Genomic DNA, 19,933 nt, shown 5'->3' with positions numbered 1-19,933 from the left:
TTATTATTAATTGCTTTTTTAACTTCTGTAATCTGCATTAATTGATACATATTCATGAGTCAAATCACATCCCCATGCTGTTGCTTCACAATCTCCCATTTTCACATCAGCAATTGTTGTAACTTCAGGCTCTGACAAAATCTTTGTAGCCATCTTTTCACTGTAATCTGTTGCTCTACCATTTTCAACTATTTTTAATTTTCCAACTTTGCTTTCAAAATAAATATCTACACTATCAGGATTAAATTTAGCTGTTGAATATCCCATTGCACATAAGATTCTTCCCCAGTTTGCATCATGTCCGTAAATTGCTGCTTTTACAAGACTTGATGTAACTACAGATTTCGCTAATGTAACTGCCTGTTCTTTTGATTCGCAGTTAATCATTTTTACTTCTAAAAGAGCTGTTGCCCCTTCACCGTCTCCTGCAATCTTCTTTGATAAAGTTACTGTTACTTCATGTAATGCTTCTACAAATTTATAATAGTCTTTGTTCCTTTCAGTAATCTTTTTATTTTCTGCTAATCCATTTGCAAGTAATAATACTGTATCATTTGTGGATGTATCTCCATCTACAGAAATCATGTTAAATGTATCTTTTATATCATTACTTAATGCTTCATATAATAAATCTTTTGAAATGTTAACATCGGTTGTAATAAATCCTAACATTGTACACATATTTGGATGAATCATTCCTGATCCTTTACACATACCACCAATTGTAACCTTCTTGCCACCTATCATTAATTCAACTGCTACTTCTTTTGGTACTGTATCTGTTGTCATTATTGCTTCCGCTGCCAAATGTCCACCTTCTAAACTTGCATCTAATGTAGGTACGAGCATTCCTATTCCGTTTACAATTTTATCCATAGGAAGCTGAGCTCCTATTACACCTGTAGATGCAACTAATACGCTTTCCTTGTTAATCCCAAGCATTGCTGCTGTTTCCTGTGCCATTTCTTCACAGTATTTCATGCCTTCTTCACCTGTGCATGCGTTAGCTACTCCGCTGTTACATACAACTGCCTGTGAAAATTCGTTTTCATATATCATTTTCTGATCCCATTTTACGGGAGCTGCTTTTACCTGATTTGTTGTAAATGTTCCTGCTGCTGTACAAGGTACAACACTGTATATCATTGCCATGTCTTTTTTATCTTTTTTTATTCCTGCGTTTAAGCCCATTGCTGAAAAGCCCTGTGGTGCTGTTACGCCGCCTTTTATTTTCTTCATTATATTGCCTCCAATTAACAAGCTGGCTTGCCCTTTTGATTATCCATATTCAGCTCGATTTCAGTTGCTTTGCAACTTTCATCTCGCTGTGTTTACATTTGTGATTCCCTGACTTTCGCCATTCTTTTCACATCGTCCCTTCGTTCCGATGTGCAACACGGCTTTCGCCGTGTCTTACTAAATATGCAAAACATTTTTTCTGCAAGCTAGCTTGCCCAAATTGTTTTGCATATTTAGTAGAATGGCGATGCGCTGTACCTATGGGAACATAGGTACTTGTTGTAAGCCTTCGTTTTCAGGTAATCCAAATATTATATTCATGTTTTGGACTGCCTGGCCTGCTGCTCCTTTTATGAGGTTGTCAAGGGCTCCCATCATTATGATTCGTCCTGTTCTTTCATCTATTTTGAAGCTTACATCTACATAATTGCTTCCTTCTACCCATCTTGTTTCAGGTGGTGTTTCGTTTTCTAATACTCTTATAAACTGTTCTTTTTTATAATATTTATCGTAAACTGCTTTTACTTCTTCATATGTAACTTCTTTTTTGAGATTTGCGTATGCAGTTACTAATATTCCTCTCTGCATTGGTACTAAGTGTGGTGTGAAGTTTATAAGCACTTCTTCGCCTGCAGCATATCCTAACTGCTCTTCTATTTCAGGTGTGTGTCTGTGTGTTCCTACACCATAAGCTTTTATGTTTTCATTTACTTCGCAAAATAAGTTTGGAACTTTTGCTCCTCTTCCTGCTCCTGACGTTCCTGATTTAGCATCTATAATAATTGATTTTGGATCAATTAATCCTTCTTTTACCATAGGATATATTGACAAAATGCTACATGTAGTGTAACATCCCGGATTTGCAATCAATCTTGCTCCCTTTGTCTTTTCCCTATTTATTTCACATAATCCATAAACAGCTTCATCTATAAATTCAGGACTTTTGTGTTCTATCTTGTACCATTTTTCATAAGTAGCAACATCCTTAATTCGGAAGTCTGCACTTAAATCTATAATCTTTACCTTATTTAATATTTCTTCATTAACTAATGATGAACATAATCCCTGTGGTGTTGCCGTAAATATTACATCTACTTTATCTGCCAACTCTTCTATATTGTCATCCAGACATTTTTCATCAACTATCTCAAACATATTCGCAAATACGTCTGCATATTTCTTATCTATATAGCTTCTTGAGCCATACCATACAACCTCTGCATCTTTATGCTGCTGAAGCAATCTTACTATTTCTACTCCCGCATATCCTGTAGCACCTATGATTCCTACTTTTATCATAACAGCCTCCTCTATTTATTCGGTAAAAAACTAACTAAATTCTATAATTACCTATTTAATTGCCGTAACTTTTATTTTAATCCTTTCCTTTATATATGTCAAAGATTGGTTACTGTAATCCTATCTTTTCTTATTAAAGATATAAATTTATTAATTTCTCTTTCTTTTGTCCGTGGTTCAGTATACATCTTTTATGTATATTATGCAATATATTCTTTAAATTTTGCATAAAACAGCTCATTTTTAATTTTATCTTGCATTTTATACATCATTGTTGTATAGTATCAGATAGTAAAAATATTAATGGAGGAATCACATGAAAGAGAAAGTTGTTTTAGCATACTCAGGTGGACTTGATACTACTGCTATCATCCCTTGGTTAAAAGAAAATTATAATTATGATGTAGTTTGCTGTTGTGTAGACTGTGGACAGGGTGAAGAATTAGATGGTCTTGAAGAAAGAGCCAAATATTCAGGTGCTACTAAATTATATATAGAAGACATTACAGATGAATTTTGCGATGACTATATTGTTCCTTGCGTTCAGGCTGACGCCGTATATGAAAACAAGTACTTATTAGGTACTTCAATGGCTCGTCCGGGCATTGCAAAGAGATTAGTTGAAATTGCAAGAAAAGAAGGTGCTGTTGCTATTTGCCACGGTGCTACAGGTAAAGGTAATGACCAGATTCGTTTCGAGCTTAGTATCAAAGCTTTAGCTCCTGACATTAAGATTATTGCTCCTTGGAGAGATGATAAGTGGAAAATGGATTCTCGTGAAGCTGAAATTGAATATTGTAAAGCTCATGGAATTGACCTTCCATTTGGTACAGATCAAAGTTACAGCCGTGACAGAAACTTATGGCACATCAGCCATGAAGGCTTAGAATTAGAAGATCCTGCAAATGAGCCAAACTATGAACATCTTTTAGTTTTAGGTGTTTCTCCTGAAAAGGCACCTGATGAACCTGAATATGTTACAATGACATTTGAAAAGGGTGTTCCTACTTCAGTTAACGGAAAGCATATGAAAGTTTCTGACATCATTCGTGAATTAAACCGTCTTGGTGGAAAGCACGGAATTGGAATTATCGATATCGTTGAAAATCGTGTAGTTGGTATGAAATCACGTGGTGTTTATGAAACTCCAGGTGGAACAATTCTTATGGAAGCTCACAGACAGCTTGAAGAATTAGTTCTTGACCGTGCTACAATGGAAACAAAGAAAGATATGGGCAACAAGTTAGCTCAGATTGTATACGAAGGAAAATGGTTTACTCCTCTTCGTGAAGCAGTTCAGGCATTTGTTGAATCAACTCAGGAATATGTTACAGGTGAAGTTAAATTCAAACTTTACAAAGGAAACATTATTAAAGCCGGAACAACTTCTCCATATTCATTATATAATGAAAGTCTTGCATCATTTACAACAGGTGATTTATATGACCATCATGACGCTGACGGATTTATTACTTTATTTGGCTTACCATTAAAAGTAAGAGCTATGAAAATGCAGGAATTAGAAAAAAATAACAATAAATAATTAATTAAAATTTAAAAGCCTGACAATAGATTGATTGTCAGGCTTTTTGTCTTTCCTTTTTTTACATTTTATAGTAAAATGGTCTTTGTGTTTAACTATTATTATTGTTAGTTATTACGGTGATTTTATTACTTTTTACCAATCACCCGATTTTACAGATAAAAGATAATAAAAAGGATAATAAATTATGAAAGTAAAAGATTCAATTATTGTTATCCGCAAGGCTATTTTGTGCCATATAAAAAATCCCGAAATAAGGCAGTTTCTATATGGTCTTTTAAGTTATGAAATGATATCATACGTCTTTTTTGGCGTATTTACAGCTATTATAGATTATTGTGTTTATGCATTTTTGTCTGTTCTTGGAATAAACGTTATGTTTTCAAATGCATTGTCATGGTTGTGTGCCGTGATATTTTCATTCTCGACTAACAGACGATGGGTTTTTAAAATGGGTTTTGATAATATTAAGGATGTTTTACATTCCTTTAATAAATTTGTGTGTGCAAGATTTGCCACCCTTATCATGACTGAAGTAATGTTATTAATAGCACAGTTTGCGGCTTTCAATATATATCGTACTAAGATATTTGCCATGGTTTTAACGGTAATTATCAATTACATAATAAGTAAATTATTTATTTTTAAGTAAAGCGGACTTATATTTATATCGGTTCGTGTTTACATTAATATATAATGAATTGAGGATGTTTAAGGAGAATAAAAATGAACAAGAAAAATTTTTCAATCTCAAAATGGTTCGATGAAAACAAGTTATATTTGCTTGCTTTTATTTTGCCTGTAATTTCAATGTTATTTGTTTACTACTTTAAGGATGTCTATCCTTTTGGAGACCAAATGTACCTTCGTAGTGACTGTTATCATCAGTATGCACCTTACTTAGATATTTTAAAAGAAAAATTATCTTCCGGTGGCAGCCTTCTTTATACCTGGGAAATTGGTGGTGGTATGAACTTTGTAGCTCTTGCGGCTTACTATCTTGCAAGTCCGTTCAATCTCTTAGTTTTATTTTTACCGGGAACAATTTCAGATGCAGTAAGTTTCTTTATTATTGCTAAAATGGGACTTGCCGGTTTTTCAGCTGCATACTATCTTTCAAAAAGATTTGGTAATAAAGACTTAAGCGTTGTGATATTTAGTATGCTTTATGCTTTATCAGCATATTTTGCAGCTTTTAGTTGGAACATTATGTGGCTTGACTGTATGTTCCTTCTTCCATTTATTATGCTTGGACTTGAAAGACTTGTTAATGAAGGAAAATGTAAAATGTACTGCATTTCTCTTGCTTTAACAATTTTTTCTAATTACTATATAGCAATTATGTTATGTATTTACAGTGTTTTATACTTCATTTACTTATCATTAGTTCGTAATTTTGATGAAGAAATAAATAAAGTTAAATCTCACCTTATTGCAATTAAAGATTTTGCTTTATATTCATTATTAGCAGGTGGACTTGCAGCATGCGTTGTTCTTCCTGAATATTTTAACCTTTTAACAACAAAATCTGCTGACTCAAGTTTTCCTGAAAAACTTGAAGAATATTTTTCAGTATTATATATGTTATTCAGATCGTTATTTGCAATTCCGGTTGCAGATTTAAAGTATCCACATGACCCTAATATCTACTGTTCTATCATAGTATTTATTTTGGTTCCATTATTTGTAATCTGCAAAAAAATTAATATCAAAGAGCGAATTGGCAAAACAGCTTTAGCTTTAATTTTCCTTTTAAGCTTTAGTTTTAATATTCCAAACTACATATGGCATGGATTCCATTTTCCAAACAGCCTTCCATGTAGAGAATCATTTATTTACATTTTTCTTATTGTAACTATGGCATATGAAGCATTTTTACATATAAGAGAAATAAATGGAAAACATTTAGCCGCTACTTTTGCAGGCTCTGCTTTATTAATTCTTGTATTAGAAGAATTGTTCAAGAATGCTGACTTTTTCAGTGATTTAGTAATAACAACAGACATTACAAAAATAATTTACACAAGTTTATTATTCCTTGTTATTTACGTTGTACTTATTGCATTGTATAAATATCATGAGAACAAATCATTTATAATTTCCTATTTAATTGGATCTATTATTTTCATAGAATTGATACTTAATTTTACTATTACAGGTATTCCAAGTACTTCTAACAGGGATGCTTATGTTGAAAGTAACGAAGCCTTCAAGCAGTTAAATGAAGCTGCAAAGAAAGACGCTGACGCTGATGGAGTTAAGTTCTATAGAAGTGAACAGTTATCACATAGAACACGTAATGATGGAGCATTGTTCAAATACAATAGTATTTCTACTTTCTCATCTGTATCATCCGCAGCTATTCAGGATTACTTTACTTCTATCGGATTACAGACATCATTTAACGCTTATTCATCATATGGAATTACTCCACTTACAGCAGCTTTATTCTCATTAAGATATGAATACTCTACCGGTGATACTTCTTTCCCTTCAGAAAGTTCACTTTTATCATCAGCAAGTTATATGGCTGATGGAAATAATCAGACAACACTTAATATTTATAAATATGAAAAGAGTCTTCCTCTTGGATTTGTAATTAATTCAAGTACAATGTCTGAATGGGATTTATCAGGTAGTGACCCATTTACAATTCAAAACAGTTTTGTAACTACAGCTATTAGCGGTGGCAGTACAATATTCCATAAAATTCAGTCAGATAGTACAGCTTCATTTACTGCAGAATTTGCTACAAGCGACGGAACAGATAACAATATTCCATCTGTTACTCCTTCAAGCCTGGATGTATATTTCTACTGTCCTACATCTGCTGAAACATTAAATGCAAATATTACTACACCTGATGGTGTTTCAACTTCACAATCTTTCTCATCAACACAGCAGAATTATATCTGCCACATTGGTACTGTTGAGAAAGGAAGTGCAATTACAATTACAGCCGGAGACGGTTCTGCAATTTCTGAATGTTATGGATATGCTTTTGACAGTGATGCATGGGCTGTTGATTACGAATTATTAAATTCTCAACCATACACTATTGAATCATTTAAAGATACAAAAATTGAAGGTTCTGTAACTGCTGCTTCAAGCGGATTGCTTTACACTTCTATTCCATATGACAAAGGTTGGTCAGTATACGTTGACGGGAACAAAGTAAAACCTATTGCTATATGTTCCGGCTCATTAATGGGTGCTTATGTATCGCAGGGAACACACTCCGTTACATTTAAATATACACCTAGTGGATTTGTTTACGGAATACTTATTTCACTTGTATCATTGTTAATTCTTTTAGCTCTTATATTTAAGAAAAAATTAATTGCATTAATAAAGAAAGAAGCTATAAACGGCAATGGCAGCAAGAGCAAAAAAGATAATGCCAAAAGTAATAATTCTAAAATTAAAAATGAAAGTATAAATACAAATAGTAATAAAAATAAACAGAAAGAAATAACTTCTGAAAACAATGCTACAGATAATAATCCTAAAGCTTCTGAGCATTAATCAAATAAAAGATTTATGAATTAGAATTAATAATAAGCATAGATATGAATATATACTAATACGAATATATATCAATGTATTATATTTCATTCATAACAATAAAAAAAAAGAACTGAAAATGATATTTTGTCTGCTTGACATTAACGTATCATTTTCAGTTCTTTTTTTTTATTATTAAATTAAATATATGTTGGGTCAAAAACCCCAGTTTGGATACTTACGGATTTTTTGTGTCATGTACACTCACAATCCCAATCTTAAATAATTCAAATTATATTATTCAGCTGCAATAGTATCAAACACATCCATTATATTTGTGCTAACCATATTTTCTCCATCAGGAAGTGCTATATCATCCCATGCAGATGTATTAAAATCACTCTTTACGTCGCTAATATAATTGTCATATACCTTACTAAATGCAGAATTCTTAGTACTTTCAATAATTGCACTCTTATTCTGTGCTGTCTCATCTTTTAAATAACTGTTTTCACAATATACCAGATATAATCCGTCATCCTGAGTAATTATTGAACTCATTTCTTCATTTGCTAAATCAAATGCGGCAATTTCATAATCCTGTGTTGCCTCATTTTTCTTTATTGTTTTTGTTACTAATTCATCATCACTATACTGCTTTGCTTCTTTTGCAAATGTCTGATATCCACCATTAACAAGACTTATTACTTCCTCTAACTGTTTAGTTGCTTTATTTGTTTTCGTCTTTGTAGTATCGATATGAATATACTGAACTTTAATTACTCTGGCTTCTTCATCGCTTATCTCTTCTCCTACATTAGCTGTCAATGTATTATAAGCTTTCTTTGCCTTGTAATAATTTGTAAATAATGTTTCAACTGTCTCTTCTGTTGCCGTTGTATAATCCTTTTCTTCATCTGTAAGACTATTATAATACTCTTTTGCTGCTGCAGCTATTGAAGTCTTTTCTGCATCATCTATTGTTACATTATTCTTATCAGCTAAAGCTGCCATTGTGTATGTGATTGATATATCATTCTTTACTTCGTCTTTTACAAAATCACCAAGTGTAGTCTTCTCAAGTTTCTGGCTCCAGTCAACAATTCCTCCAAAGTCATTTTTGTATTTATTTGCACTGTTAAGTATTATTAATTTTGCTTCCGACACCGAGCATATTAATTTGTCTACTACAAATGCCTCATCACTTTTAAGTCCAAACAAATCTCCAACTACAGGAGTATCGCTTTTTAAACCACATCCACTAAGAACTGTTGTTGCCATTACCATACTAATGCCTAAGGCAATAACTTTTTTCTTTATCATAACTGATACCCTACCTTTCAATTACATTCTCAAAATATCTTCTAATATAGAGTCAACATCAGGAGTTATATGCTTTGCACACTTTCTTATATCTGAAGGAGAATGTTGCATTGCATAACTATAATAAGAACGTTCAAACATTTCAACATCATTATAATTATCTCCAAATGTTACTGTATCTTCTGAAGTAACTTCGAATATATGCTGTACAACTGCAAGTGCATTTCCCTTATTCACATATTCATCAGTTAAATCTACCCAATTATTGCCTGATATGGCGATTTTTATTTTATCACCCCATCTGTCAACTATTGATTCATAAAATTCCTCTGTAAGTCCATATTTTGCATATATGGAGATTTTTGTAATAGGTTCTTTAACTTCCTTAAAGTCCTTTACATTTTCTGTGGAAAATCCATGCTCTGCAAGATATCTTGTAAAATCAGTATCATATGTGCTTACATAAGATCCTGTTTCTCCTGCTAAAAGAACTCTGCAGTCTCTTTTCTTCTGCATTTCATTCATTATTGTTACGCTAAGCATTTTATCTATAGGTGTCTTACATAAGACTTTCCCCTGATACATAACAACTCCACCATTATTAGTGATATAAATAATGTCATTTTTTATCTTTCCAAAAAGGGGTCTGATAGCATCATAGTCTCTCCCTGATGCTACCGCAAACAAAACTCCTTTTTCCTTTAATTCACCCAAAAGAGACAATGTTTTCTCACTTATTCTTGTCTCCCCTGGTTTTATTAATGTTCCATCTACATCGCTTACAACTAACTTTATCATTGTTTTCTCTTTCAATTCCTTTTAATTTATTACTACATATTACTGCTATTTGCTCAAAGATACAACCTTAGAATATTTTCCATATACTTTTTTCCCATAAACTACCTTGTAACTTCTTACTTTGTAATAATATGTATAGCCGGAAACTGCTTTACCATCAGTAAATTTTACAACAGTATTTTTCTTTGTTGTTCTTACTCTTCTATATTTTAACTGGATGTTTGACTTTTTGTATACCTGATATCCTGTAACCCATTTATCTCTCTTCCATCTTACTACAGCACTATTTCCCTGCAACGCCATTGCGGATACAAATTTTACCCTCTTTGGAACTACTTTTGCAGATGCTGCTGCTGAGAATGATGATTTATGTGTTTTTCCACCACTAACAGTATAAGTTCTTATTTTGTAGCTATATGTGTTTCCTGTAACAAGTTTTTTATCTTTATATGATGTTACGGAAGCCGACAATTTAGCAATCTTTTTATATTTGCCTGCACTGTTTCTTCTGTAAATAATATATCCACTTACATTTGTTGCCGCATTCCATGTCAGTTTAATTGTGTTCTGATTATATGAAGCAACAGACTTAAAGCCAATCTGACCTGAAATAACAGTTATCAATGCCGTTGCTGTCTTTTTACCATTGTTAGTAGTAACTGTAATTGTTGCTGTTCCCGGAGCTACTGCTGTTACCACTCCCTTTTTAACTTTAGCTACAGCCGTGTTATCTGATTTCCATTTTACATTTTTATTAGTAGCATCCTCAGGAATCACCGTTGCTTTTAAAGTATATGTTTTTCCCACTCTTAAAGTCTTCTTTGTTTTGTTAAGTTTTACTCCTGTTACCGGACGTATAACTTTAATTTCACAAGTACCTACAGCTCCACCTATAGCTGTTGCAGTCGCAGATATTGTGGCTTTTCCTACTCCAACACCTTTTACTTTTCCTGTTTTTGAAACTTTAGCTACTGACGTGTTACTTGAAGTCCATGTTACTGTCTTATCCGGTGCATCAGTAGGATATACTGTTGCATTTAATTTTACTTTCTTACCTACACCAATTGTTGCCTTTGTCTTATCTAATACACATCCTTTTGTGAATACTTGTATTGTATATGTTGCAAAATTACCACTTACTGCAAATGCTCTTATTGTAGTTGTTCCATCACCTAAAGCGGTAATATTTCCTGCATCATCAACTGTTGCTACAGCAGGATTGTCTGAACGGTAAATTACTTTTTCATTAGGATTTGATGTAGTTGCCTTAGCACTTACTGTTGTACCTGTAATCAAATTATTTTCAACTTCAGGTGTAACATATTCTGTTGAAACATATCCTGTATAAGAAACTCCGTTTTTTACTACATCAACTTTGGTCCAATATGGATTACTTAACCAGCTTACTGAATACTTTCTGTCTGTAAGCACGTTTTCTTTTATTGTAACGACATCATCTTTACTTAATTTAGTTAATGAACTATATCCGGTACTTGGGCCCTGTCTAAGATTTACATTTGATGTAATAACACCTGTCTTATCTCCTGATTTGCCCATTGTAACAGTTGTATTATCTCCAGGCATATTGTTGTATACAGGAATTATAAAATGACGCTGATTACTTTTAATTCCCAATGTATCATAAGCTTTTGCTGTAGTTCCTGTCTCTGATGCACAGCCAAATATATTTGTCATGTACTGATGTTTATATGTATTTTTAGCTGTTACATTAAACTTCTGCAAATATGTTGTATTCTGTCCTACATTGATATACTTTTCAGCTATATATTGTGCTCCACCTATTATTGAAGCTCCCGGAGTATTCCAAGGTGTACCATATCCATTCTTTGCGTTTGAAGCCCATTTTAAACCGTTTAAAATGGGCTGTGAACTTGTACTTGCACCTATATTATAGAAATTATAAATTCCTTTATATGATGTTGAATAATTTCCGGATACACTTCCACTTGCTCCCATTCCTGCATAAATTCCGTTTCTACCTGAACCTACTTCCTGTAATATTTTTGAAGCAATATAATATGCACTTGCACCTGAAGTCTGAGCCGCCTGCAATATCTTTGATGAATAGCTTTCTGCCGTTGGAATATATGTTCCATTTGCATCAAGGTAAGCTATATTTGTATTAGCCATAAATGAACCTGTAAGTATTGCCTCAACGCCTGCCTGTGTCTGATTAGCTGCATCATATGCTAAATTTTCAAACATAAAAACATATGTATCGTTAAGAAAATTTCTTGGATCCATAAAGTATGCTACTGCATTTTTAGAAGCTGTTACCCATGTACTTCCATCTTTTGCAATATATTTTCCTGTAGCTGTATTATAGTCACCTGAAGCATTGCTCTGTAAAAACTCTGAATAGTTTGTATGTGTAAGACTTCTGTCATTAGATGCTTCATTATCTACTGCTGTTCCAAAATCAATTCCTGTATTAAAAGGCTGAAATGTCCAGTTAGGATATGTTGCATGTAACTGTCTTAAATACGGCTTGTAACTTTCCGGAAATCCACTTATGCTCGCCTCAAATGTTGCGTCATCTGCTTTGACTTCCGTAACTCCACTAAACTGTATGCTACTTACGATAATTGCAATTGCTAAAATTGTAACCTGTATATTCTTTGCTATTTTTGTAAAAATTTTACTTTTCAAGTGTATCCCTCTTTTCTCCTAAGTCCTTATTTATATTCGGACTTTAACACCTTTCGTATCTCTTCTTCCTGTTTTAAGTTTTCTAAGTTCAACTTTCTTTCCCTTGTATTCAACAACATCATTGTCTCCTACATCTAACAGATAAACATTACTTACACAATCATCTGCATTTAATTTAATTCCTCTTACACCAACTGCAGTTTTCTTCTTTTCAGGAATCTCCTTAAGTGGAAATCTTAAAAATACCCCATTTTCCGTCTGAAGAACTAATATTTCCCTTGTATACTGAAGTTCTGTATTATTTCCTGCACTATCCATTTGCGAAGGTGTATCAAAATTCATTTCTAACTGAACATCATCCATAGGCATAAATTCGTCATCTGAACCTCCTGTTAATGCAATCGGCATTTCATACTCTTCATCCTCGACAGGCTTTGAAGTAATTCTTGTAATCTGAACTCCTACAAGACTGTCATCTTCCCCAAGCTTTGTAGCTGCAATTGTATTTCTTGTTGTCTCAAATTCACTGCCATCAACAAGCTTCATCATACCTTTTTTAGTAGTAAACAATAATTTCTTATCTTTAATCATTGAAGCACTAAATAATGCCACAATGCTTTCTCCTGCACTACTGTAATTTCCAAGATTATCTATTGGAACACCTTTATCCCTAAATTTTTTAATCGGCATTTTTATTATCTTTATCTGATGCATGTTTCCATTGTCTGTAAAAATGCACACCTTGTCTGTATTCATGCAATTAAAATAATATTTGTTTTCTTTAATTACCGCTTCTCTGTTTCTGTCAAATGTGGCCTGGTCAATTAATTTGGCATAACCAAATTTATCCATTACAAATACTACTTCCTGCTCAATTATCTTATTATCATCAAATACAGCTTCTTTTCCATCTTCAATAACAGTTCTTCTTGGCTGACCATATTCTTTCTTGATTGCAAGCAAATCTTTCTTAATTACTTTTGTCATGGAACGTCTGCTGTGAAGAATATCCTCGTATTTAGCAATTTTATTTACTAAATCTTCATATTCTTTCTGCAATGCAAGAACTTCTAAACCTATTAATTTAGCAAGTCTTAAATCAAGAATTGCCTGTGCCTGCTTTTCTGTAAAATTAAGATTAGCTGCTAACAGTTCTGATTCAGGATTCTTAAATTTAATGCCTTCAGTATTTCCATTTACAAGACACTCCTTTGCCTGTTTTAACTGCTGACTTCCTCTGATAATTTCAATAATCAAATCAATAATATTTGTTGCTCTTATAAGACCTTCTTTTATTTCTTTTTGTTCTAAAGCCTTATTAAGCATTGTTGTATATTTTCTAGTAGTTATTTCATACTGAAAATCCACATTATACTTAATTATTGATTTAAGCCCCATAACTTCCGGTCTTCCATCAGCTATGGCAAGCATATTTACACCAAATGTATCTTCAAGCCTTGTCTTTTTATATAGCATATTTGTAAGTTTTTCTACATCTGCTCCTTTTTTAAGTTCAAGTACTATTCTTATACCATTTTTATCTGATGCATTTGAAATATCAACAATATCATTTGTTTTTTTATTTTCCACAAGTGAAATAACGTCTGATATAAATTTACTAATATTAGCACCTATCATTGTGTAAGGAATTTCTGTTATTACAAGCTTGTCTTTCTCTTTTCCTTTACCTTTTTCAAATTCAAGCTTTCCACGTAATTTTAATTTACCGTTTCCTGTCTTATAAATGTCTGCCAACTCGGATTTGTTGGCTACAATTCCTCCTGTTGGGAAATCCGGTCCCGGCATTATTTCCAGTAATTCTTCTGTTGAAATGTCATTATTCTCCATATATGCGATAACTGCATCTATTACTTCACCTAAATTATGAGTAGGTATATTTGTTGCCATACCAACGGCAATACCTTCTGCTCCGTTAACTAAAATGTTAGGAACTTTTACCGGAAGAACTACAGGTTCTTTTTCCATTTCATCGAAGTTAGGCATGAAATCAACAACATCTTTATCTAAGTCTGCTAAATATACATCCTGTGTAAATTTCTTTAATTTTGCTTCCGTATAACGCATTGCGGCAGCTCCGTCTCCTTCAATTGAGCCGAAGTTTCCGTGCCCGTCTACTAAAGCCATTCCCTTTTTAAAATCCTGAGACATTACAACTAATGTTTCATAAATTGAGCTGTCACCATGTGGATGATATTTACCCATTGCTTCACCAACTATACGTGCTGATTTACGATGTGGTTTATCATAGTTAAGTCCTAACTGTTCCATGGCGTACAAAACTCTTCTCTGTACCGGCTTAAGTCCATCTCTTGCGTCAGGAAGTGCTCTGGCACAAATTACGCTCATAGCATAATCTATGTATGATTTTTGCATTACCTCAGAATATTCTGTTTTCACTATCTGTTCTGACATATGTTACTCCTATATAATATGTATTGTCCCTCTCTACGATGGGGTTGGTAATCGGAAACATCTATAGAAAATAAATTCATTTTGTTTCCTAAATGCTTATATATCTAATTCTGCATCTGTCGCATGTTCGTAAATGAAGTCCCTTCTAGGTCCTACGTTATTTCCCATAAGCATTTCTGTTACTTCTGATGCTAATCTTGCATCTTCTATTTCTACCTGCTTCAAAATTCTCGTTTCAGGATTAAGTGTAGTTTCCCACAACTGGTCTGCATCCATTTCTCCTAAGCCTTTATATCTTTGAAGCGTAAATCCTTTATGATCTTTTCTGTATTTTTCTAAAGCCTTGTCATCATATAAATACTGACCTTTTCCCTTTTTAGGTACAACCTTATATAATGGCGGTGTTGCTAAATAAACATGTCCATGCGTAATTAATTCAGGCATAAATCTATAGAAAAATGTTAATAACAATGTATCGATATGAGCTCCGTCAACATCGGCATCCGTCATTAAAATAATCTTGTTAAACTTTAATTTTTCTATATCAAAATCATTTCCATAACCTTCTGAAAATCCACATCCAAATGCATTAATCATTGTCTTAATTTCTGCATTTGCAAGAACTTTGTCGATAGAAGCTTTCTCAACATTTAAGATTTTTCCTCTTATAGGTAAAATTGCCTGTGTTCTACGCTTTCTTGCGCTTTTTGCTGAGCCACCGGCAGAATCTCCTTCGACAATAAATATCTCACATTCTTCTGCTTTTCTGCTTTCACAGTTAGCAAGTTTTCCATTACTGTCTATTGAAAACTTTGTCTTTGTAAGCATATTTGTTTTTGTTTTTTCTTCCTGCTTACGGATTTTTGCTGATTTTTCAGCACATGCAATAACATTTTTAAGCACTTCAACATTTCTGTCAAAATACAATACCAATTCTTCACCTGTAATTTCAGCAGCAACTTTTCCGGCATCAGGATTATCTAATTTTGTCTTTGTCTGTCCTTCAAATCTTGGTTCAGGGTGCTTAACTGCCACAACTGCCGTCATACCGTTTCTAACGTCTGCCCCTGTAAAATTAGCATCCTTTTCCTTTAATATTCCTAATTCCCTTGCATACTGATTTATTACCATTGTAAATTTTGATTTAAATCCTGTAAGATGTGTTCCACCTTCCTGTGTGTAAATATTGTTACAAAATCCTAAAATATTTTCAGAAAATTCATTTACAAACTGAAATGCTACTTCCATTTCAATCCCATCAACAGTCTTTTTGAAATAAATTACATCATGAACCTTTTCTTTTTCTTTATTTAATTCTGCAACATACGCACAAATTCCATCAGGCTCATGGTAAGTAATTACTTCTTCTTCTGCAACTCTTTTATTTTCAAATATAATTGTAAGATTTGGATTTAAATATGCTGTTTCATGTAATCTGCTTTTAATTGCATCTGCTTTAAAATAAGTTTTTTCAAATATTTCGCCATCCGGGTAAAACTGTACTGTTGAACCTGTGTCATTTTTTCTACATGTTCCTACTTCTTTCAAAGGATACATTATTTTCCCACGCTCATATCTTTGATTATAAACTTTTCCGTCTCTTTTAACATTTACCTCTAACCATACTGAAAGCGCATTTACAACTGATGCACCAACACCATGGAGACCACCGGAAATCTTATAACCTCCGTCTCCAAACTTTCCTCCGGCATGAAGTACTGTAAATACTACTTCAACTGCAGGACGCCCTGTCTTATCATTTATATCAACCGGAATGCCTCGACCATTATCACTAATAGTAGCACTACCGTCTTTTTCCAATGTTACTTTTATTTCATTACAATATCCTGCTAAATGTTCATCAACTGAGTTGTCAACAATTTCATAAATCAAATGATTAAGCCCTTTTGTTCCAACACTTCCTATGTACATTCCGGGTCTTCTTCTAACCGCTTCTAACCCTTCTAATACTGCAATACTATTACCGTCGTAATTACTTTTTGCCATTACTAACTCCTTGATTACTTATTTGGATTCAAAAATCCATTGCCAAAATGTTTTCTTAATAATCTGTCTTCATCTTCAAAATGAGCATAATCGTTAAGTCTCTCGATATGATATGTTCCCAAATCTTTATCATACATAATCTCAGATATACTACAATTTTCAAGTTGTCTGCCAAATGTAAGCCACTTAGCATAATCAGCCTTAACTATGCCTGTAAGTAATGCCCTTATAGCACCTCCATGAGTTACTACCACTACATTTTCATAATCTTTATGTGCTATCTCATCTATCGCTTCAAAAACTCTGTTAAATACCATTTCACAATTTTCACCACCAGGATATGCCATATCCTTTTCCATCTTTGAACGCTCTGCGAGAAAATCCTTATATCTTTCTTTAAGGACACTGTTTTCAAGTCCTGTTAAATCACCAAACTCTGCTTCCCTTAATCTTTCATCAACAAATCTTGGTTTCTTAACATATTCATTTATTATATCTGCTGTTTCCTTCGCTCTAATTAAATTGCTTGAATACACAACTTCAATTCCATATTTAGCTAAACGCTTTCCTACTGAGTGCGCCTGCTCTCTACCTTCATCGGACAATTCCACATCAACATTACATAATTTACTGTTCTGTCTTCCATGTCTAATTAAATAAATATTCATATCACACCTGCCTTATCTAAATCTTTCCTTTTTTCTACATATGTATGATACCTTCAGATTGCTTCGTGCTTCACACTCTCGCAATCTGACCAACATTCGCATATCGTGGGATTTCATTCCACTTTTATGCTCATGTTGGGACGGGTCATGAATTCCATAAACCACATTTGAGCAAGCTCATGTGGTTTATGGAATTATAACCTTGGTATCACAGGTATTGAATCATTCCAGGACCTAATTTGTCCGTTGGTCTTTCTATAAATCCACATTTTTTATAAAAATGTTCTCTTCCCTTTGCACACATTAAATCAAACATCATTTCCGTACCGGGAATCTTTAATTCTAAAACAAATTCTTTTATATTTTGTAATAGTCTGTATCCTATACCACTTCCCTGATATTCCGGTACTACAATCAGATCCTGTACATAACATATAACTGCTCCATCTCCCACGACTCTTCCCATTCCTACCGGTTTGCCATTTTCATATGCAACAACTGTATATAAACTGTTTTCCAATGCTTTTTCAGCCTGTTCTTTAGTCAATGGTTTCCATTTAACTTTTCCCCTTAACATCAAATATGTATCTACATCTAAAACATTTTCTTTAAGTACCATCTTGTTCCTCTATTCAATCACATATTCTGCCCACTTTAACTAATACATTATACTTTATCTGCCAATTCACTTCAAGAAATTTTATTTTTTGCTTTGTTTTTGCTTTATTTTCATGATTATTATTTTTCATTTTGCCCACACTATTTTTATGCAGATTATTTTGTAAACCCATTTTGTAGATTATTTTTGTGGAGGTAATTACAGATATGAAAAACAGATATGCTTTTATAAATTCTTTTAGTTTTTCCCTGATTTTCAAATTATTCGTTTTAGGAATAGCATCATTTTCTTTATATTTACATATTGATATTGATGATTTACCAAATACATTTAGATTTTTTGGATACTTTACCGTACTTTCTAATTTATTCTGTTTTATTATATTACTTTTAAATATTATCAAAATGATTTATAACCGTATTTCTTTTTCGGAAAAATATACTGCTTTAAAAGAATACTCACATTTTTTTGTTTTATTTAAAGGAATGAGCCTTATGTCAATAATCTTAACATTTTTCATATTTCACTATATGGTTGCTAATTACAAATATCCTCTGCTTATAAATAACATCTTAAATCTTCCTATAAAAGATTTATTCGCTCATTATCTGCTTCCGCTTTTTTATGTTATAGACTGGCTTCTTTTCGCCCCTAAGGGATTGCAGAAATTAAATGCTCCCTTCATCTGGGCTTTATATCCTTTTGTTTATCTTATTTTTACATTTGTAAGACTCTATCAGGTGCCTGCGTCTTCATATTTTCATTTAAATGAGGCTCCTTATTTTTTTCTTGATATAAATAAACTTGGATATGAGCGGGTAACAATTTTTTCAATAATTATACTTTTTATTATTTTGTCTATTGGATATTTGATTATCGGAATCGAAAAAATTATGTGTATACTTCAAAATCGAAAGTTATAATCCGGCTTTCACTTATTTTGCACGCAAACAAATACCAGGCTGTGAATGTAATTCGCAGACTTGTTATTAACTTGAGTTACCCCCCATTCTTGACAAAGAACAAAAAATAGTGCTTCACTTTTCCAGCAAAGCACTATTTTTATACTTTTTTTCTGAAAGTCGGTTTTCATACCACTTTCGGTTTTCTTATTAAGTTTATTTTTCAATTTCTAACCTAATACAAAGCATCTGATTGCCATGTCAATTCCAACGATAATCAACAATGCTCCACCTGCTATATAAGCCTTTGTTTTTTGTTCAAATCCTGCTCTGTATCCTGTATACATTCCTGCATATGAAGCAACCCATGTTACAACCACTACTAAAATTCCTAAATTCAAAGGATTCGTATTACAAAGTCCTGCTGCAATACCTGTAGTTATTGTATATCCTCCAATTACCACCAATGGAAGAATGTATTTTTTTAATTCCATTTTCTCTTCTAATTTTTCATTGATTATATCATTCTTTAGTGCCTTAATAATTAACCTTATTCCTAGCAATACAAATATAGCAATTGCCAAAATGTGTCCAATAACTACTTCGTCGGCTGTTGTTACTATGTTAATTAAAAGTCTTGAAATTATATATCCTACTCCAAGCATTACAAGCTGAAGCAACGAAAGAATTACTCCAATTATAGTAAGTCTGCTTTTTTTAATATTTGCCACCATGGAGCCATTACACTCCATGATTGCAAATACTTCAAAGGATATACCAAATATAATCATTACATTTTCAATCCAAGTCACACAACCCCTCCCTTTTATCTGCTTTAATTTGAGGTTGAATATCAATTGATTTTATATCAATTTATTTTCACAACTAACTAAACCTAATGTTATTCACATAACATATTATGTGCTTT

General features: G+C 32.9%; 14 protein-coding genes. 4 read left to right on the top strand and 10 right to left on the bottom strand.

Features of this window, described 5'->3' with window-relative positions:
• Nucleotides 1-18 precede the first annotated feature (18 nt).
• Both argJ and argC read right to left on the bottom strand, forming a co-directional pair.
• A complete protein-coding gene (argJ, locus tag CCC31_RS10505; RefSeq protein ID WP_290851442.1) occupies nucleotides 19-1,239 on the bottom strand; it encodes a bifunctional glutamate N-acetyltransferase/amino-acid acetyltransferase ArgJ in 1,221 nt (406 codons plus the stop codon).
• Nucleotides 1,240-1,497: 258 nt separating this feature from the next.
• Nucleotides 1,498-2,538, bottom strand: coding sequence for an N-acetyl-gamma-glutamyl-phosphate reductase (gene argC, locus CCC31_RS10500; protein WP_022089376.1), 1,041 nt, complete (start codon nucleotides 2,536-2,538; stop codon nucleotides 1,498-1,500).
• Between the two features lie 316 nt (nucleotides 2,539-2,854).
• Here argC and CCC31_RS10495 point away from each other — a divergent pair, with 316 nt between their 5' ends.
• From CCC31_RS10495 to CCC31_RS10485, 3 genes are all read left to right on the top strand, one after another.
• Nucleotides 2,855-4,081, top strand: coding sequence for an argininosuccinate synthase (locus CCC31_RS10495; RefSeq protein ID WP_290851439.1), 1,227 nt, complete (start codon nucleotides 2,855-2,857; stop codon nucleotides 4,079-4,081).
• Nucleotides 4,082-4,268: 187 nt separating this feature from the next.
• Nucleotides 4,269-4,733, top strand: a complete 465-nt coding sequence (locus CCC31_RS10490) for a GtrA family protein (RefSeq protein ID WP_022089378.1) — start codon at nucleotides 4,269-4,271, stop codon at nucleotides 4,731-4,733.
• Between the two features lie 74 nt (nucleotides 4,734-4,807).
• Nucleotides 4,808-7,606, top strand: coding sequence for a YfhO family protein (locus tag CCC31_RS10485; RefSeq protein ID WP_118565234.1), 2,799 nt, complete (start codon nucleotides 4,808-4,810; stop codon nucleotides 7,604-7,606).
• Nucleotides 7,607-7,882: 276 nt separating this feature from the next.
• Here the strand turns inward: CCC31_RS10485 and CCC31_RS10480 are convergent, their stop codons facing one another.
• The 7 genes from CCC31_RS10480 to CCC31_RS10450 all read right to left on the bottom strand — a co-directional run bounded on the left by CCC31_RS10480 (nucleotide 7,883) and on the right by CCC31_RS10450 (nucleotide 18,103).
• Nucleotides 7,883-8,908 (bottom strand): peptidylprolyl isomerase, encoded by a 1,026-nt coding sequence (locus CCC31_RS10480; RefSeq protein ID WP_022089380.1) that lies wholly within the window; start codon nucleotides 8,906-8,908, stop codon nucleotides 7,883-7,885.
• A gap of 21 nt (nucleotides 8,909-8,929) precedes the next feature.
• Complete coding sequence (locus CCC31_RS10475) at nucleotides 8,930-9,706, bottom strand: Cof-type HAD-IIB family hydrolase (RefSeq protein ID WP_022089381.1); 777 nt, start codon at nucleotides 9,704-9,706, stop codon at nucleotides 8,930-8,932.
• Between the two features lie 45 nt (nucleotides 9,707-9,751).
• Nucleotides 9,752-12,376, bottom strand: a complete 2,625-nt coding sequence (locus tag CCC31_RS10470) for an Ig-like domain-containing protein (RefSeq protein WP_290851435.1) — start codon at nucleotides 12,374-12,376, stop codon at nucleotides 9,752-9,754.
• 30 nt (nucleotides 12,377-12,406) lie between these two features.
• Complete coding sequence (locus CCC31_RS10465) at nucleotides 12,407-14,809, bottom strand: DNA topoisomerase (ATP-hydrolyzing) (RefSeq protein ID WP_022089383.1); 2,403 nt, start codon at nucleotides 14,807-14,809, stop codon at nucleotides 12,407-12,409.
• Nucleotides 14,810-14,905: 96 nt separating this feature from the next.
• Complete coding sequence (locus CCC31_RS10460) at nucleotides 14,906-16,816, bottom strand: DNA gyrase subunit B (RefSeq protein WP_022089384.1); 1,911 nt, start codon at nucleotides 16,814-16,816, stop codon at nucleotides 14,906-14,908.
• Nucleotides 16,817-16,830: 14 nt separating this feature from the next.
• Nucleotides 16,831-17,484, bottom strand: coding sequence for a histidine phosphatase family protein (locus CCC31_RS10455; protein WP_260978538.1), 654 nt, complete (start codon nucleotides 17,482-17,484; stop codon nucleotides 16,831-16,833).
• A 208-nt stretch (nucleotides 17,485-17,692) separates the two neighbouring features.
• The gene (locus tag CCC31_RS10450; RefSeq protein ID WP_022089386.1) at nucleotides 17,693-18,103 is read right to left on the bottom strand and encodes a GNAT family N-acetyltransferase; all 411 of its coding nucleotides are present in this window, start codon (nucleotides 18,101-18,103) and stop codon (nucleotides 17,693-17,695) included.
• A gap of 206 nt (nucleotides 18,104-18,309) precedes the next feature.
• Here CCC31_RS10450 and CCC31_RS10445 point away from each other — a divergent pair, with 206 nt between their 5' ends.
• Complete coding sequence (locus CCC31_RS10445; RefSeq protein ID WP_022089387.1) at nucleotides 18,310-19,026, top strand: Pr6Pr family membrane protein; 717 nt, start codon at nucleotides 18,310-18,312, stop codon at nucleotides 19,024-19,026.
• 209 nt (nucleotides 19,027-19,235) lie between these two features.
• Here the strand turns inward: CCC31_RS10445 and CCC31_RS10440 are convergent, their stop codons facing one another.
• The gene (locus tag CCC31_RS10440; RefSeq protein WP_290851428.1) at nucleotides 19,236-19,817 is read right to left on the bottom strand and encodes a manganese efflux pump; all 582 of its coding nucleotides are present in this window, start codon (nucleotides 19,815-19,817) and stop codon (nucleotides 19,236-19,238) included.
• Nucleotides 19,818-19,933: the final 116 nt, after the last annotated feature.

The sequence above is a fragment of the Eubacterium sp. LMAG:50 genome, assembly GCF_008680265.1.
In the GTDB taxonomy this organism is placed as follows: Bacteria; Bacillota; Clostridia; order Lachnospirales; family Lachnospiraceae; genus Eubacterium_U; species Eubacterium_U album.
The sequence above is the reverse complement of the archived record's forward strand: the minus strand, read 5'-3'. Positions and strand labels throughout refer to the sequence as shown.

Coding starts and splice junctions, on each gene's coding strand:
- argJ (WP_290851442.1), bottom strand. CDS start 1,239: ATGAAGAAAATAAAAGGCGGCGTAACAGCACCACAGGGCTTTTCAGCA.
- argC (WP_022089376.1), bottom strand. CDS start 2,538: ATGATAAAAGTAGGAATCATAGGTGCTACAGGATATGCGGGAGTAGAA.
- CCC31_RS10495 (WP_290851439.1), top strand. CDS start 2,855: ATGAAAGAGAAAGTTGTTTTAGCATACTCAGGTGGACTTGATACTACT.
- CCC31_RS10490 (WP_022089378.1), top strand. CDS start 4,269: ATGAAAGTAAAAGATTCAATTATTGTTATCCGCAAGGCTATTTTGTGC.
- CCC31_RS10485 (WP_118565234.1), top strand. CDS start 4,808: ATGAACAAGAAAAATTTTTCAATCTCAAAATGGTTCGATGAAAACAAG.
- CCC31_RS10480 (WP_022089380.1), bottom strand. CDS start 8,908: ATGATAAAGAAAAAAGTTATTGCCTTAGGCATTAGTATGGTAATGGCA.
- CCC31_RS10475 (WP_022089381.1), bottom strand. CDS start 9,706: ATGATAAAGTTAGTTGTAAGCGATGTAGATGGAACATTAATAAAACCA.
- CCC31_RS10465 (WP_022089383.1), bottom strand. CDS start 14,809: ATGTCAGAACAGATAGTGAAAACAGAATATTCTGAGGTAATGCAAAAA.
- CCC31_RS10460 (WP_022089384.1), bottom strand. CDS start 16,816: ATGGCAAAAAGTAATTACGACGGTAATAGTATTGCAGTATTAGAAGGG.
- CCC31_RS10455 (WP_260978538.1), bottom strand. CDS start 17,484: ATGAATATTTATTTAATTAGACATGGAAGACAGAACAGTAAATTATGT.
- CCC31_RS10450 (WP_022089386.1), bottom strand. CDS start 18,103: ATGGTACTTAAAGAAAATGTTTTAGATGTAGATACATATTTGATGTTA.
- CCC31_RS10445 (WP_022089387.1), top strand. CDS start 18,310: ATGAAAAACAGATATGCTTTTATAAATTCTTTTAGTTTTTCCCTGATT.